The organism is Variovorax sp. GW821-FHT09B05, from assembly GCF_059418265.1.
Map to the genome: position 1 here is coordinate 616,865 of NZ_JBWKPN010000001.1, position 17,232 is coordinate 634,096.

Sequence of the window (17,232 nt, forward strand, 5' to 3'; positions counted from 1 at the left end):
AAGGACCACAGGGCAGGCGGGGAGGTTTCGGTATTCAGGATGGCACCGGTGGCACGGGTCATCACGCTGATGCTGGCTGCGATCGGCGCGGCGGGTGCGGCGCATGCGCAGCAGCGTGCGTTCAGTGCCGCCTGGATGGCGCAGAAGAACATCGCGCAGGGACAGGCGATCGCTACGGGGCGTTTGCCCAATGGCCTGCCGGTGTCCTCGCTCAACACGCCGAGCGCGCAACAGCAGCAGGCGCGCGAGCAGTTGCAGCGTTCGCTCGGCAACCTGAACCTTGCGGCGCAGAGCATCGCGGCGCAGCAGGCCGCGCAAGCCGCCGCACGGCAGGCTTCCTTGGACGATCCTTCGTCGGTGCCCGATGGCCTTGCCGATGGTGGGCTGCGTGTCGACACGAACTCACTCACTGCCGGCTGGCTCAACGCGCAGGCCCCTGTGCAATCGCAAGGCGGTGATGGCCGCACCACGGTCACCATCCGGCAGACCGGCGATCGCGCGATCCTCAACTGGGAGACCTTCAACGTCGGCAAGCGCACCACGGTCGATTTCAAGCAGCAGACGGATTGGGCGGTGCTCAACCGCGTCAACGACCCGCAGGCACGGCCTTCGCAGATCCAGGGACAGATCAAGGCCGATGGCACGGTGCTGATCGCGAACCGCAACGGCATCGTGTTCAGCGGCTCGAGCCAGACCGATACACGCAACCTCGTGGCGGCCGCTGCCAGGATCGGCGATGACCAGTTCAAGGCGCGCGGCATCTACAGCGCGCAGGAAAGCGGGGCCTACACGCCGAGCTTCACCGATGCCAATGGCAAGGTCGAGGTGCAGGCCGGTGCGCGCATCAACACCGCGGTGCCGACGACCGTCACGCAAGGCGGTGGCTATGCGCTTCTGCTCGGCAAGGAAGTCAGCAACGCCGGAGCCATCACCACGCCGCGCGGCCAGGTGCAGATGGCGGCCGGCGACTTCTTCATCGTGCGGCCCGGCCAGAGCACCACGGGCAACCAGTACGCGACCACGCGCGGCAACGAGGTCGCGCCGCAGTTCAACGCTGACAGCACGGCGGGCGCAGTGACGAACACCGGCTTGCTGCAGGCGCCCGAAGGCGATATCACGCTCGCGGGCCGCAAGGTGGTGCAGGATGGCGTGGCCGTGTCCACGACGACGGTGGACACGCGCGGCACCATCCATCTGCTGAACTCGGCCAGCGACAAGCTCGGCAGCGTCACGGTGACCGCGCGTGGCCTCAATGCCATCCTGCTCGATGACCAGAACGGCCGCACCGCACTGGACAGCCAGCGCGATGCATTGATCGCCGATTCGGCCGTGCAGGACCTGGCACGCCGCATCGCGGCGTCGGGAGGCTTCGACAACCTCGCGCGCCTCGACGACCGCCGCGACCAGTCGCGCATCGAGATCGTCTCGGGCGGCGGCGTGGTGTTCGAGGGCGGCTCGACCACGCTGGCCACGGGCGGCCAGATCGCGGTGGCCGCGAGCAATGGCCGCAGCACGGTGGCCAATGGCGCGCGGCTCGATGTCTCGGGCGCCGTGGGCGTGCAGGTCGCGATGTCCTCGAACAACGTCGAGATCAACATCCAGGGCAACGAGCAGCGCGATGCGCCGCTGAACCGCGACACCACGATGCTCAACAACAGCAACGTGTGGATCGACCGGCGCAAGCTGCTGCGCGTGGCGGCCGGCGTGGGCGGCTACGACAAGGAGCGCTGGTACACGCCGGGCGGCCTGCTCGAGGTCGGCGGCTACCTGGGCCTGCAGGGCCACACGGTGGGCGAGTGGGGCGCGCAGGGCGGCAGCGTGGTGTTCGCGGGCAACGAGCTGGTCGCGCAGGCGGGCTCGAACATCAACCTCTCGGGCGGCACGCTGGACGTGCAGACCGGGATGATCAAGCAAAGCTGGCTCAAAGGGGCCGACGGCCGGCTCTACGAAGTCTCGAGCGCGCCCGCCGATGTGCAGTACACGGGCCTCTACAAGGGCTACGAGGACGCACACAAGCGCTGGGGCGACAAGACCACGGGCTTCTTCTACAACCCGTTGATCGGGCCGCAGCAGCGGCTCGAGAACGGCTACACGGTGGGCCGCGATGCGGGCCAGTTGATCGTCTCGACCGGTGCGGCCGTGCTCGAGGGCGACATCACGTCGAACGTGTACCAGGGCCCGCGCCAAACGATCAAGCGCGATGACGGAATGGATGGCTACGGCCAATCGCATGATGCCGCGGCGCTCGCCGCGCAACTGATCCTCGGCAACTACCTCACGGCCTACAACGCCAATCCGAAGAACGGATCGCAAGGCGTGTTCCACAACTTCACGCCGAGCTTCGCATCCATCGTGTTCGGCAACGACCTGCCCGATCTCGGCGAAGGCCTGTCGCCCGACGGCCCGTTGCCGCAGGCGCGAAAGGACGTGCTCCACGTCGACAGCGCGCGCCTGAACGACTGGGCGCTCGGACAAGTGCTGGCCGGCGGCACGGCGAGCATGGCGGTGGATGCACCGCTGTCCGTGGTGCCGGGCGGTGCCATCGCGCTGTATGCGCCGCGGGTCCACGTCAACGCCGACCTCAGCGCGCGCGGCGGCCGGATCACGCTGGGCAATGTGCTGAGCACCGTGCAGGAAACGGGCATCTCGACGGAACAGCTGATGGAAGCCCCGTTCGGCCAGCCGACCGAGGTCGTGGTCTCCGGCGGCGCCACCCTCGATGCGCGCGGCCTCTGGAGCAACCTCGTGCTCGCGCCGGGCGAAGGCGCGGGCTTGCCGTACATCGAAGGCGGGCGGGTCGACATCCGCAGCAGCGGCGCGACGACGCTCGCGGCCGGCACGCTCGTCGACGTGTCCTCCGGTGCCGCGCTGATGAGCGACGGGTCGCTGCGCGGCGGCCACGGCGGCGATGTGACGCTGGCTGCCGGCTATGTCGCGCAGGCCAACGACAAGGCCATCGATGCCCCGCTGCAGCTCGACGGCGAGCTGCGTGCCTACGGCGTGAGCGGCGGCGGCACGCTGACCATCGCATCGGGCCGCGCGATCGGCATCGGCGCGCCGCTGCTGGGCGGCCGCCAGGTGCTGCGGCCCGGCGAAGCCGCGCAGGTCAACCTGCGCCTGGCCGAGGACTACCGCATCGAGGCCGGCCAGACGGTGCCGGTCGATTTCTCGATCACCGTGTCACTGCTCGCGCCGGGACGCCAGCTGGGCACCGACACGCCGGTCGATGTCAGGCCGGACCAGCCGCTGAGCGCGGCGGCGCCCTGGGTGGTGCCGGAGGGCATCTCCTTCGTGCAGACCCGGGACCTGGGGTTCTATTTCCCCGGCCAGACGGTGCCCGCGGGTGCCGTGATGGTCGGCATCCAGGGCTCGCTGCCCGCCGGCTACGTGGTCCCCGCGGATGCCTTTCCGCGCGGCATCCCGACGCCGCCGCAAACGACCCGTTACGCGGCCGGCGACGTCGCCGCCGACGCGCTGGTGATGCCGGCGGGCACCGTGCTCGCGGCCGGCCATGCGTCCTCCCGCGCGCTGCCGGTGGCAGCGACGACGACGCTCGACACCGCCTTGTTCCGCACCGGCTTCTCGCACTACGACATCCAGGCGCGCGATGGCCTGCAGGTGGCCGACGGCACGGTGATCGAGGTCGCGATGCCGGTGCTGCTCGCGAACCCCGCGACGGCGCGCGACGTGCCCACCGGCGCCGCGCCGACCGAGGCGCTGTCGCGCTGGACGCCGCCGCTGTATGCGGAGGATGCCGTGCACGGCGTGCTGACGCAGCGCGGCGGCGCGAGCCTGTCGTTGAGCGCGGGCTCGCAGGTCGCGAGCGACGAGGCGCCGCTCACGATCGGCCGCGGGGCCGTCATCGGCGTCGACCCGGGCCAGTCCGTCGCGCTGCACGCCGAGGGCCAGCTCACGGTGGAAGGCCGCGTGAATGCCTGGGGCGGCCGGATCGATCTCGCGAGCCTGCCGGCCGACGCGAACGGCCTGCGCTACGACGGCACGCGCTCGGTGTGGATCGGCGACGAGGCGATGCTCGATGTCTCCGGCCATGCCTACGTGGCCCGCGACAGCCAGGGCCGTGCCTACGGCGTGGTGCCCGATGGCGGCACCATCGCCGTGGGCACGAGCGATGCCTTCATCGTCGTGCGCCCCGGCGCGCTGCTCGATGCCTCCGGCACCTCGGCCGTGCTCGACGCCGCGGCCGGAAGCGCTCCCCATGCCACGACGCGACAACTGACGCTGGCCAGCAACGGCGGCGGCATCGAACTGCATTCCTACAACGGCATCCTGCTCGACGGCACGCTGCGCGCGCAGTCGGGCGGCACCGGCGCGCTGGGCGGTTCGCTCGCGCTGTACCTGGACAACCGCATCTACGCATCCGATCCGGCACTGCCGGATACCGCGAGCACGTCGCTCTACACCATCGAGCTGGCGCAGAACGCGCGGCCCAGCGGCCTGGCCGCCGACCTGGCCGCGGGCCAGGCGGACGAGCACCTGGTGTTCGGGCGCGCCGCGCTCGGGGCCGACCAGCTCAAGGCCGGCGGCTTCGATGCGCTGACCCTGTCCACGCACGACCGCATCCTCTTCGAAGGCGACCTCGATCTCTCGCTGGGCCGCAGCCTGAACCTGCAGCACGGCGTGCTGACCGTGTCCGACCGCACGCCCGACGCCCAGGTGCGCCTGGCCGCGCCCTACATCCGGCTCGACGGCGGCGCCTGGGCCCTGCCCACCCTGTCGTCCACCGACGCCGCGCCGGGCCTCTATCTCGCGAGAGCCGGCGATGCGCCGGCCGGCCGCAGCCGGCTGACGCTGGCGGCCGACCTGATCGATGTCTACGGCGCGGTGCTCTCCGGCGCCCTCGGCCAGCGCGGCGCGGGCCCCGTGGCCCAGGGCGCGGACCTCGATGGCTTCGCCGACATCCTGCTGCACAGCAACGGCGACCTGCGCCTGTCGGGCGGCCTCAACGCGCCCGGCAACCTCGAGGTCGAGGCGGCCCAGGTCTACCCCGTCTCGGGTGCCTACGCGGCCCTCGTCGCGGGCAATCGCAGCAGCGGCATCGCTCCCGACAGCACGCTCACGATCCGCTCGAGCACCGGTGCCGTGCCCGACGTGCCCTACTCCGCCTTCGGCCAGCTGGTGCTGCTCGGCGGCACGGTCGACCAGGGCGGCGTGGTGCGCGCGCCGCTGGGCGTGATCTCGCTCAACACGACGGGCGGGTCGCTGGGCACCGACTGGCAGGGCATCATGGTCCTGGACCGGGTCGGCACCGTGAGCCCCGTACAGACCGACCCGCGGGTGATCCTGCGCACCGGCAGCCTCACCTCGGTGAGCGCCGCCGGCATGGAGATGCCATTCGGCGGCACGGTCGACGGCGTCACCTACCAGGGCGCGTCGCCCAACGGGCGCTACACCACGCAATACAACCTCGCGGATACCTTCGTCTCGCGTGGCGACAACAGCGGGACCAAGACCGCGGACGGCAGCGTGCTGGCCACCGGCATCAACATCGGCGCCACGCAACTGATCGGCGAGAAAGGCGCGGTGCTCGATCTCTCGGGCGGGGGCACGCTGCACGGCGAGGGCTTCGTCTCGGGCCGTGGCGGCTCGGTCAACGTGCTGAACACGCCGCTGGCCAATGCCAACCCCGCGCTCTACGGCAACAGCCGCGCCGGCAACGGCGTCTACGCGATCGTGCCGGGCTATGCCTCGGACTACGCGCCGGTCATCCTCGACAAGGGCGCGGGCGACCCGGCCATCGGCCGGCAGATCACCATCGGCACTGGCGTGCCGGGCCTGCCGCCGGGCACCTACACGCTGCTGCCCTCGAGCTTTGCGCTGATGCCCGGCGCCTGGCGTGTGGAACTCGGCGCACAGGCGGCGCTGCACGACGCCACGCTCGCCACCGCGCTGCCCGGCGGCGCGTGGCGCACGCTCGCCACGCAGGGGATCGCGGGCACCGGCGCGCGCAGCGGCCAGGCCACCGAGGTCCTGCTGCTGCCGGGCCAGGCGGTGCGCAAGCTGGCGCAATACAACGAGACCAGCTTCAGCCAGTTCCTGCAGGCGCAGGCCGGGCAGTTCGACACCGTGCGCTCGCGGCTGCCCGAGGACGGCAAGCTCCTCAGCCTGGTCCTCGCTCCGAGCGACAAGGTGCGCGACCCGCTGGTGTTCGAAGGCACGGCGCGTTTCGGCGGTGTCACGGGCGGCGGCATCGATGGGGTGGACGGCACGATGATCGTCAGCAGCAACGCGATCATGGAGGTGCGCCCGCGGGATGCCGCGCCGACGACGGGCAGCCTGTCGCTGGCCGATGGCGCGCTCAATGCCTTCGCGGCGCCGACCTTGCTGATGGGCGGTGCCTGGACCTACTTCGCGGGCGGCTCCACCTCGGGCGAAAGCGCGCGGCTCTTCTTCTCGGGCGGCCCCGGCGTCGAGCTGCGCGAGGGCAGCGTGCTCAAGGCGGGCCAGGTGTTCCTCGCGGGCCTGGCCGTGACGGTCGACGGCGGCGCGACCATCGACACGCGGGGCTTCGGCGGCCACCTGCTCGATTCGTCGCTCGGCTACGTCTATGCGAACGTGCTCAACCGAGGGGACTTCGGCCCGGCGGTGCTCGCGGTGGGCAACGGCTGGCTCGACTTCCTGCCCTCGAGCGGCGCGAGCCAGATCGCGGTCAAGGACGGCGCGGCGCTGCTGACCGAGGGCACCATCGCCTTCGTCGCGCCCGGCGGGCTGGAACTCGGCGACGTGAACATCGGCGCGCGCTACCTGACGGTGTCGCAGGACCAGATCGACATCGGCAACGCCGACAGCCTGGCGGCCGCGCAGGCCTCGGGCGCGCTGCGGCCGGGCTGGCACCTCACGCAGGCCGTGCTCGACCGGCTGCTGCGCCCCTCGCCCTCCGATGGCGTGCCCGCGCTCGAACGCCTGAGCCTCACCGCGGGCGGCGCCTTCAATTTCTACGGCAGCGTCACGCTCGACACCGGCGAATCGCCGGTGCAGATGGTGTTCAACACACCGGCTTTCTACGGCTGGGGCAGCGCCGACGACACGGTGCGCATCGCCACGCGCAACTTCGTCTGGAGCGGCATCTCGACGGGCGTCGGCACGCCGACCGACGTCGGCGGCGATGGCCCCTACGCCAGCGCGCCGCCCACGCCGGTGGAACCGGGCGGGCCGGGCACCGGCAGCGGCCAGCTCGTGATCGACGCGCAGACCGTGAGCTTCGGCTACGACGCGATGAGCCAGCAGCAGCGCCAGGCCGCGCTCGACCGGCTGGCGCTGGGCTTCGCCGGCGTGACCGTCAAGGCCTCCGAGCGCGTGACCGCCAACAACGCCGGCACGCTGCTCGTGAGCGGCACCCAGGCGGCCGACGGCACGCGCAGCGGTGGCGACCTGACGATCGTCACGCCGCTGCTGACCGGCGAGGCCGCCGCGAACATGAAGTACGTGGCCGGCGGCACCCTGCGCCTGAGCGCACCGCAGGGTGCGACCGCGGCCGACACCGCCGCGGTGCAGGCGCTGGGCGCCACCCTCACGCTCGATGCGAAGTCGGTCCAACTCGACACCGCCGTGGCGCTGCCCAGCGGCAAGCTGGTGGTGCGCGCCGACGGCGACATCGCGCTCGGCGAGCATGCCGACGTCGACCTCGCGGGCCGTGCCATCGCCTTCTTCGACGTCACCAAGTACAGCTGGGGCGGCGATGTCTCGTTGCACAGCGACGCAGGCGGCATCGCGCAGGCGGCGGGATCGACCATCGACGTGTCGGCCGGCCATCACCATGCCGGTTCGCTGACGCTGGAGACGCCCCGGGGCGCGGCGAGCCTGGCCGGCACGCTGCGGGCCAGCGGCGGTGGCGAAGGCTACGAGGACGGCCGCTTCGCGCTGACGCAGGCGTCCATCGGCGGCGCCGAGTTCACGGCACTGAACCAGCGGCTGAGCGACGCCGGCTTCTTCGGCGCGCGCGATTTCACCCTCAAGACCGGCGACCTCGACGTGGGCGACGGCGTGCGCGCGCGCACGGTGAGCATCGCCACCGATGGCGGCAGCCTCGCGGTGCACGGCACCATCGACGCCTCTGGACCCGGCGCGGGCAGCATCACGCTGTCGGCGCGCGACGATCTCTCGCTGGCCGCGAGCGCGGTGCTCGACGCGCACGGCACGCGCCTGGTCACCGACGGCCGCGGCGCGGCGATCGATGCCTCGAACCGCGCCAGGATCTCGCTGGGCGCCACGCAGGGCACGGTGCGCCTGGCCGGTGGTGCCACGCTCGACCTGCGCTCGGCCGACGACGTGGCGCGCGGGCAGTTGAACATCAACGCCGTTCGCACCGGCGAGACCAGCGGCGACCTGCGCATCGAGGCGGGCCAGGCGCTCGCCATCCGCGGCGCGGCCAGTGTGGCGGTCAATGGCTTCTGGACCTACCAGCCCACCGATGCGAACGGCACGGTGAAGCAGGACAACGGCGATGCCGGCGGCGCGCCCATCGGTGCCGACGGCGTGGCCGGGCTGGACCAGATCGACGTGCGCAGCCGCGCCTTCATCGACGCGGCCTGGACCAACGCCGACCTGCAGGGCCGGCTCGCGGGGCTCAAGGCTTCGGGGCCAGCCTTCCACCTGCGACCCGGCGTCGAGATCCGCACCACCGGCGACCTCAACACCTCGGGCGACCTGGACCTCTCGGGCTACCGCTACGGACCGGACGCCGACCCGTCGCGACGCGGCTCGGGCGAGGCGGGCGTGCTCACGCTGCGCGCGGGCGGCGCGCTGCACATCAACGGCAGCATCAACGACGGCTTCTCGCCGCCGCGCGCGTCGCCCGACGGCGCCATCTACGACACCGTGTTCTCCTTCGTGACGCTGGACACGGACTACGCCATCCCCGCGGGCGGCATCACGGTGGACGCCGGCAGCACGCTGCCGTTCAGCGGCGCGCTCGATTTCGATTTCCAGGTGGAAGCGAACACGCCGATCTTCCTGTCCGACGCGACGCCGCTGCCCGTCGATATCGTGCTGGGCGGCAACGCGATCTCCAACCGCGTCAGGGCCGATGTCGTCATCGCCGCCGACATCGTGCTGCCCAACGGCACCGTGATCCGGGCCGGCACCAACACCTCGTCGCTGGTCGGCGTCATCGGAACCACGACCGCCAACCTGCGGCTGCCCGCCGGCACCGTGCTCAAGGCCGGGATGAACGCCATCCAGCTCGCCGACGTGGGCGCCACCGCGATGAAGCTCGTCGCCACCACCTGGCGCGCCGGCACCGATGTGTCGGTGTTCCAGGGCTATGCATTGCCCACGCCGCTCGACATCCCGGCCGGCAAGACCTTGCCGGCGGGCATGTTCGTCACCAGCGCGTCGGCGCTGGTCGGCGAGCGAGCGATCTGGGCGCTGGCGCCGATGCTCGACGCGGGCAGCGCCTCGTGGTCGATGCGGCTGGTGGGCGGCGCCGACCTCGCCGCGGCCGATTCGCGCGCGGTGCTGGGCCGCAGCGCGGGCGGCATCGTGCTCAACGATCCCTTCAGCGTGAACCTGCAGGGTAAGGGCCTCGGTGTGACCGTGCCCGGCGTGAGCGTGCTGCGCACCGGCACGGGCGACCTCGAGCTCTACGCGGCCGGCGACTACGAGCAGCAGTCGCCCTACGGCGTGTACACCGCCGGCACCTGGGTGCCCGGCACCGGCGCCGGCTCGGTCTGGAACGCGCCGCGCGAGCTGCAGCCCGACGGCACCACCCTGGGCAGCAACGTGATCGCGCGCGATGCCTATCTGGCGGCGCTCAACCCCGAGCGCATGTGGTACACGACCAGCGGCGGCGACTTCACGCTCGCGGCCGGCGGCGACATCCGCGGACTGCGCGAGGCCAATACCGAAGCGGTCGGCAACTGGCTGCTGCGCCAGGGCGGCACCGAGCTCGGCCAGGCCACCGGCTGGGGCATCAACTTCGGCACCTATGTGCTCGACGGTCCGGGCCAGAGCCCCTTCACCTCCAGCCTGGGACTGGCCGCCTACTCGGGCCTGGGCGCCTTGGGCGGCGGCAATGCCACGGTGCGCGCGGGCGGCGACATCGGCAGCGACCGCGACGACGCGACCCACGCCATCGCGGTGGCCGTGGGCGGTAGCGGCCGCGTGATCGATGGCAATGTGATGCAGACCGGCGGGGGCACGCTGTCGGTGAACGCCGGTGGACGCATCTTCGGCGGCCTCTATGCCAACCTGCGCGGCGACACGACGGTGCGGGCCGCGGCCGTGGGCGTGGTGCAGCTGACCAACTACAACGGGCGGCTCGGCGGCGATCCGCGCGCACCGGATCCCTACACCGCGTACTCCGCCGCCAGCCGGGCCGGCGCCAGCTTCGCGCCCGGCGATGGCCCGGTGCGGGTGGAAACGCTGGGCGACCTGGTGCTGGACCGGCTCGTCGATCCCGGCCTGGTCGAAGAGCGGCTGGAGACCGATGCGACGCTGGCGGACGGCAGCCGCGGTTCGGCGGCGAGCTGGTACACGCTGTGGACCGGCGCCACCGGCGTCGAGCTGTTCTCGGCCGGCGGCAATCTCGCGCCGCTGGGCAGCGGCAACGCCAGCAGCTTCACCAACGGGGTCATCAGCAACACCCGCTACCTGCCGCCGGTCCTCAGTGCCGTGGCACCGGGCGGCAGCATCTACTACGCGAGCGACATGGACCTGATGCCAGCGCCCGGAGGCCATCTCGAGATGCTGGCCGGTGCCCGGGTCTCGGGCGTCGCCGAGAACAATGTCTTCAGCGTGGCCGGCGCGGTCTCCGTGCTCGGAACCTCGGCCTCGTCGATGACGACACCGCTGCGTCCCGCGTGGCGCCTGCAGGCGTCGGGCGGCTTCGACGACGCGAACCCGCTGGCATCGAACTATTGGAGCGCGGTTCCGGACGGCGGCTTCGCCGACGCGGCCTACAGGACCAGCTACAACGTGGACACCGGTCGCTTCGGCGGCACCGGCGGCACGCTGTTCATGTTCGGCCCGAACACCCTCACCGACGACAGCATGGCCGGCAAGGACGCGGTCTCGCGCATCTACGCCCTGAGCGGCGACATCCAGAACGTGCAGCTGGGCGAGCTGATCGACCTGAACAACGGCGACGGCACGCACACGATCTCCTACCTGAGCTCGAAGCCCCTGCGCATGCTGGCCGCCGGCGACATCGTGAACAGCAGCGGATTGATCGCCCACGGCGCGCAGACCGACGTGTCCATGGTGGCCGCGGGCGGCAACATCTTCTACGTGAACGCCAGCAATGCGGGCTTCTCGGTGCTCGGCCCGGGCACGCTGGAAGTGAGCGCGGGTGGCGACGTCTACCTGGGCAACGTCGCATCCTTCTCCAGCCTCGGGCCGGTCACGGCGAGCGACAAGCGCCCGGGGGCGAGCATCGTGGTGCAGGCCGGCCTGGGCGCCGGCACGCCGGGCGTGGGTGCCAGCGATTTCGCGGGCTTCGCACGCCGCTACCTCGATCCGGCCAACGCGATCGATGCCTCGGGGGCGCTGGCCGATCAGCCCGGCAAGGTGGTCAGGAGCTACGAGGGCGAACTCATGCAATGGCTGCAGCAGCGCTTCGGCCACGCGTCGTCGTCGCCGGCCGATGCGTTGGCGTACTTCGAAGCGCTGCCGCCCGAGCAGCAGCGCGTCTTCGTGCGCGAAGTGTTCTACGCCGAGCTGACCGCGGGCGGACGCGAGTACAACGACCCCGACAGCAAGCGCTACGGCAGCTACCTGCGCGGGCGCAACGCGATCGCGGCGCTGTTCCCCGAGCAGGACGCCGGCGGCCATCCGCTCGTGCGCGACGGCAACATCACCCTGTTCCAGGGCACGGGCAGCAATGCGGGCATCCGCACGGTGGCGGGCGGCGACATCCAGACGCTGACGCCCGGCGGCCAGACGATCGTCGGCGTGGAAGGCGTCACGCCCGCGGCGGGCGAGACCGCCGTGCCCGCCGGCCTGCTCACGCAAGGCGAAGGCAGCATCGACATGTACAGCAAGGGCAGCATCCTGCTGGGCCTGTCGCGCATCATGACCACCTTCGGCGGCGACATCCTCGCGTGGTCCGCCGAGGGCGACATCAACGCGGGTCGCGGCTCGAAGACGACGCTGGTGTACACGCCGCCCAAGCGCGAGTACGACACGCTGGGTAATGTGAAGCTGTCGCCCAACGTGCCGAGCACGGGCGCGGGCATCGCCACGCTCGATCCGATTCCCGAAGTGCCGCCGGGCGACGTGGACCTGATCGCGCCCTTGGGCACGATCGACGCGGGCGAAGCAGGCATCCGCGTTTCGGGCAATGTCAATCTCGCGGCGCTGCAGGTGGTGAACGCGGCCAACATCCAGGTCAAGGGTGAATCGGCCGGGTTGCCGGTGGTCGCGTCGGTGAACGTGAGCGCCTTGACCAATGCGAGTGCCGCGGCATCGCAGGCCGCGATGGCCGCGCAGGACACGGTGCAGCGCGAACGCACGGCCGCGCGCCAGGCGCTGCCCTCGGTGTTCACGGTACGCGTGCTCGGTTTCGGCAACGAGGTGCCCGACGAAAAAGGCACGGATAGCTTGCCCCGTCCAGGCGCGCAGTCCGGCGTTCCGCGCCCCTACAACGCCTCCAGCGTCGCGCAGATCGTGGGGCTGGGAAACAACATCGATCCCAGGCAATGGGCCCGCCTGACCGACGACGAACGTCGCAGCCTGCAGCGGGATCGATAGCTCCGCTCTCTCCGCGTCCGCGCTTTCGCAGGCCTCGCTTCGCGCGAGGCCTGGGATGGCACGTCCCCCAACCCGAGGATCGATCCGCCATGGACCTGAGCGTTGTGCAGTACCTGGAGATGCCCGCGGCCGCCCCTGCTGCGCAGGAGGATCTCGCCGGGATCGACGACAGCCTCGCGCTGCGCGACGTGCTGGTCATGAACTACGACGGCTTGAAACGCCAGCTGGCGCGCAAGTTCGGCTGCGCGGACATGGCCAGCGAATGCCTGCACGACGCATGGTTGCGCCTGGGTGAAAGCAGCCTGGCGGTGCCGCTGCCCAACCGGCAGGCCTACGTCTACCGGGTCGCCTGCAACGCGGCGATCGATCGGCTGCGCGGCGCGCGCGCTCGGCGCACGGTGAGCATGGAGGAGGTCGACCTGGACGCCTTGGCGGACGCCACGCCCGGCCCTCACGAGATCGCCGAGCAGCGCTCCGAAGTGCTGGCATTGGACCGTGCCCTGCGAGCTTTGCCTCGTCGGCATCGCGCCGTGCTGGTCGCGCTGCGCATCGAGGAACGAACGCGCGAAGACGTCGCCGACTGGCTGTGCATCTCGCTGCGTACCGTGGACACGACGCTGCGCCAGGCCCTGGGCCAGTGCGCCGAACGGAGCGTTCCCGAAGCGCCCGCCGGCGTGGGTTGTCCCCAGCTCACGCGGGATGCGACAACCGCTCGCAGTGCTCGATCAGCAGTTCGGTCAGCACGCGTATCTTCCTGGCCGGATGCTGGCCGGGCGGCCGGATGACGTAAGCCCCTGCGGGGGGCGGTGGATAGCGCGTCATGACCGGCACCAGCGCACCGGCGGCGATGTATTCATGCGTGAGCCAGTCCGGCACATAGGCGATCCCGAGGCCCGCCACCGCGGCGGCGACCAGTGCCGTGCCGTTGTCGGCCTTGAATCGTCCCTGCGGTCGGACCGTGATGATCCGGTCGCCATCCATCAGTTGCCAGGCCTCGGTGCCCTGCATCAGCGCTTCATGGGCACCGAGTTCGTCCGGAGTCTCGGGCGACCCGTGCGCGCTGATATAGCTCGGGCTCGCCACGAGCTTGCCGTAGATCGGGCCGACGCTTCTTGCAATGAGGTTGGAGTCCTCGAGATAGCCGACCCGGATCGCGCAGTCGAAGCCTTCGGCGATCAGATCGACGAATCTGTCGCTGTAGCAGGTCTGGATGTGGAGCTGGGGATGGCGCTTCGCCATCTCGGCGAGCATGGGCGCGAAGTGCGTCGGGCCGAAACTCAATGGCACCGCGATCCTCAGGCGGCCGCGAAGCTCGCCCGCGGGCAGGATCGTCTCCATCGCCGTGTCGATGTCGACGCAGACCTTGGCCGCGTAGTCGCGGAACGTGCTGCCGGCTTCCGTGAGCGCGGCGCCGCGCGTGGATCGCGCGAGCAGTTGAACACCCAGTTCCGCTTCGAGCCGAAGCAGTCGCCGACTCACCATCGACTTCGAGATGCCCAGTCGCACCGCCGCCGGCGACACCCCTCCGGCACTGGCCACTTCGACGAATGTACGCAGGTCCTCGATGTCCAAGCTGGCGTTCCTCCAATCGCGACACAGTTCGCCGAAGAATGGTACTACCGGGCGAAGAGCGGGATCGCAATACTCCCTGCGGACGGCATCGCCACGAGCGGTGCCGTCGTCCAGAACCCCTCCCGCTGACAGCGGCAACACAGGAACCAGCAATGACTTCTCGCAACGGCCTCTCTTCGCTTCTTCGTCCCGAAGACTCGGTCCTCGTCCTGATCGACCACCAGCCCTACCAGCTCGCGAACCTGAACAGTCACGAACCGCAGATGGTCATCAACAACACCGTCGGCCTCGCGAAGGCCGCCAAGGCCTTCGGCGTCCCCACCATCCTGACGAGCGTGATCGCCGAGCGCGGCGGCCTCCTCTTTCCCCAGCTCACCGAGGTCTTCCCCGGGCAGGAGGTCATCGACCGTACGTTCATCAACACCTGGCAGGACAAGGCGGTGGTCGATGTGGTCAAGGCCACGGGCCGCAAGCAACTGATCATCGCGGGCCTGTGGACCGAGGTCTGCGTCGCGATGCCGACGATCCAGGCGCTCGGCGAAGGCTGGGACGTCACCGTGGTCACCGACGCGTCCGGCGGCGTCTCCGTCGAGTCGCACCAGGTCGCGATCCAGCGAATGATCGCGGCCGGCGCGAACATGCTCACCTGGCTCGCGGTCGCCTCGGAATGGCAGCGCGACTGGGCACGCACCGAGAGCGCCGCTGCATTGACCCAGGTGATCACGCAACACGCGGGAGGCAGCGGCATCGCGTACCTCTGGGAGCAGCAGTTGCTCAACACGCCGGTGCCTGCCAAGGCGGCCTGACGGAATCAAGGGGGATGGACGCGCTTCCGTCGAGGCGTTGCGAAGGCTGAGCGCCGGCTCGAGCCACTTCATCCCCGAAGGGCCTGGGCGCTCGCGCATGGACCGCGGCCAGGCCGAATGGCGCGGACGGCATCGGAAGAACCGGGGAGCCGGCTGTCGGAAAATGCGACGAAGGCCACGCCGTGGCCGCGACGGCTTCGTGACGAAGCCGTGCTTTCGACCGCCCTCGCCCCTTCGATGCCATGCGTGACTTTCTCTATTACTCGCTGATGCTCCTGCTGGGATTCGCCTGGTACCGCTTCGGGCAGAGCCTGCTGAAGAAGGGCAACCGCGACGAGAACGACGAGCTCACCAAGGGCTTCGTCGGACCGGTCGGCTTTCTCGTGGCCGGCGCCATCGCGTGCTATCTCTTCGTCTCCACCTTGCGCGCGCTGATCCGGGGCGAGGTGCCGTGCCTCGGCAAGGCCTGCTCGGGGCAGGTGTATGCGCTGACGACGCATGCGGGGGAGTATTGGTCGAACATCTTCTACATGGTGTGGCTCGTTCTCGCGCTGGGGTATGCGCTGTACGTGACGTTCAAGGTCTGGTTCCGGGTCTGATGCCCGGCCTTGGACGAGAATTGCGCACCGGCCGATGCATGAGGCCGGCGTGACCCGTCATGCAAGGAATCGACCCATGCGCCTGTACAGGCTGTTCATCCCGATGATCGTTTCGACCGCTGCCTTGTGCGCGGGGGTTGCGAGCGCGGCCGAACTCTGTTCCCGGGCTTCACCGCGCGCGGGCACCGAAGTCACCCACACGCACGGCTTCGATTTCATCGTCGATCCTCAGCCGGTTCCGAATTCGTTCACCGGTTGCCAATACGGCTGGATCGGCGATGGCAATGCGCCGTCCACCATGGAGAAGGTCATCACCGCCTACTACATCGCTGGCCGCGTGCAGTGGTACGAAGCGCGCTGGCCCGATCGCCCGCTGCATCGTTGCGTGTACGAAGGCGGTGTCATCGCGCCCGGCAAGTCCGTCAATGCTCCGGCATGCCCGGTCAAGGAAGCCGATGCCCAGGTGCCGCGTTGAAGCTGCAGCAACATCGATACCATCGACGGTAGATCCATTCGTCGCGCCCCACCTGCACAACTTCGACAGATGCATATGAAGCAAGGTCTATGGTTCGCGCTCGCCGTGCTCGTCTCGTCGACCCACGCCACGGAGAACCGCGGTGCGGAACAACAACTCGCCTACTGTGTCGCGCTGGCCTCCCGGACCGTGGAAGACATCTCCAAAGACGGAACGCGTGCCGCCGCGATGCGCTGGATGCGCTTGTCGGCGCGCTACATCGACAGGCTCGAGGAACTGGCTCCCACGACCGCCCAGCGCCGCGCCTTGCTGGATCGGGCGCTCGAAGACATCGACGCCGAGAATGCGCGGCTTCGAGCGTCGGAGCGGCCACTCTTCGAATCCATTCGAAGCACCGATCAGGCGCTCGCCGCCTGTGACGAATTGGCTGCAGCAAGGCCCCGCCGATAGCTCCTCACATGTTGAGAATCCCGGATTCCGTGTACGCACCAGACGAAAAAGCGCGAGCGACACGTCGACGGACATGGATCGGCGTGCAGCTGCTCGTCACGCTTCCATTTCTGTTCGCACTGAGCATAGCCACCGAGATGCTGTTCGCACAACCTGGCAAGGGCTACAGAACACCCTCCGGAACCTACGTTGCCTGTGAAGCTCTGGCACCAAGGGCCAAGAGCTACTCGCCCCCGCGTTGCGCCCCCTTTGGATCGATGGGCACCAACCCCGCCGGCTTCGCGTTGGCCATCGCATCGCTGGGCCTGCTCAGCGCCGTCATCTGGGTGAGCTGCAGACCTGGCCGCGGGTTCCGCTTCTCACGGTAGGCCAACACCGATCGTGCAGCGCCATCCGATCGATGTTCGTTGCTACGATCCCGCACTCAGTCACCGCGGCCACACACGACGCACGCCGAAGGCGCCCGATGCGGATCGGCGGCCGTGCCGCTGCGTGCTCGCTCACCACTGCCGCACCACCATTGCGCGTCTCCTCGCGATCGTTGAGCCCGTCGTCGGGTGTCGAGCCCGCATCGCCAGGCGGCGTACACCGCCCTGCGATTCGACCGCACGATACCAAAGACGGC

General features: G+C 70.0%; 7 protein-coding genes. 6 read left to right on the forward strand and 1 reads right to left on the reverse strand.

The window, feature by feature from the left end:
• Positions 1 to 39 precede the first annotated feature (39 nt).
• Together AC07RM_RS02570 and AC07RM_RS02575 are read left to right on the forward strand one after the other, a co-directional pair.
• The gene (locus AC07RM_RS02570) at positions 40 to 12,705 is read left to right on the forward strand and encodes a filamentous hemagglutinin family protein (RefSeq protein ID WP_495332744.1); all 12,666 of its coding nucleotides are present in this window, start codon (positions 40 to 42) and stop codon (positions 12,703 to 12,705) included.
• Positions 12,706 to 12,794: 89 nt separating this feature from the next.
• The gene (locus AC07RM_RS02575) at positions 12,795 to 13,490 is read left to right on the forward strand and encodes an RNA polymerase sigma factor (RefSeq protein ID WP_495332746.1); all 696 of its coding nucleotides are present in this window, start codon (positions 12,795 to 12,797) and stop codon (positions 13,488 to 13,490) included.
• On the opposite strand, the gene AC07RM_RS02580 is transcribed toward AC07RM_RS02575, so the two are convergent.
• Positions 13,396 to 14,277, reverse strand: a complete 882-nt coding sequence (locus AC07RM_RS02580) for a LysR family transcriptional regulator (RefSeq protein ID WP_490875352.1) — start codon at positions 14,275 to 14,277, stop codon at positions 13,396 to 13,398. The two genes, AC07RM_RS02575 and AC07RM_RS02580, sit on opposite strands and share 95 nt — an antisense overlap.
• A gap of 152 nt (positions 14,278 to 14,429) precedes the next feature.
• On the opposite strand from AC07RM_RS02580, the gene AC07RM_RS02585 reads away from it, so the two are divergent.
• The 4 genes from AC07RM_RS02585 to AC07RM_RS02600 all read left to right on the forward strand — a co-directional run bounded on the left by AC07RM_RS02585 (position 14,430) and on the right by AC07RM_RS02600 (position 16,607).
• A complete protein-coding gene (locus AC07RM_RS02585) occupies positions 14,430 to 15,083 on the forward strand; it encodes a hydrolase (protein ID WP_208508035.1) in 654 nt (217 codons plus the stop codon).
• Between the two features lie 242 nt (positions 15,084 to 15,325).
• Positions 15,326 to 15,682, forward strand: a complete 357-nt coding sequence (locus AC07RM_RS02590; protein WP_495332749.1) for a hypothetical protein — start codon at positions 15,326 to 15,328, stop codon at positions 15,680 to 15,682.
• Between the two features lie 76 nt (positions 15,683 to 15,758).
• Positions 15,759 to 16,157 carry a hypothetical protein gene (locus AC07RM_RS02595; protein ID WP_495332751.1) on the forward strand — a complete coding sequence of 133 codons (399 nt, stop codon included), beginning with the start codon at positions 15,759 to 15,761 and terminating at the stop codon, positions 16,155 to 16,157.
• A 69-nt stretch (positions 16,158 to 16,226) separates the two neighbouring features.
• Complete coding sequence (locus AC07RM_RS02600; protein ID WP_208508032.1) at positions 16,227 to 16,607, forward strand: hypothetical protein; 381 nt, start codon at positions 16,227 to 16,229, stop codon at positions 16,605 to 16,607.
• Positions 16,608 to 17,232: the final 625 nt, after the last annotated feature.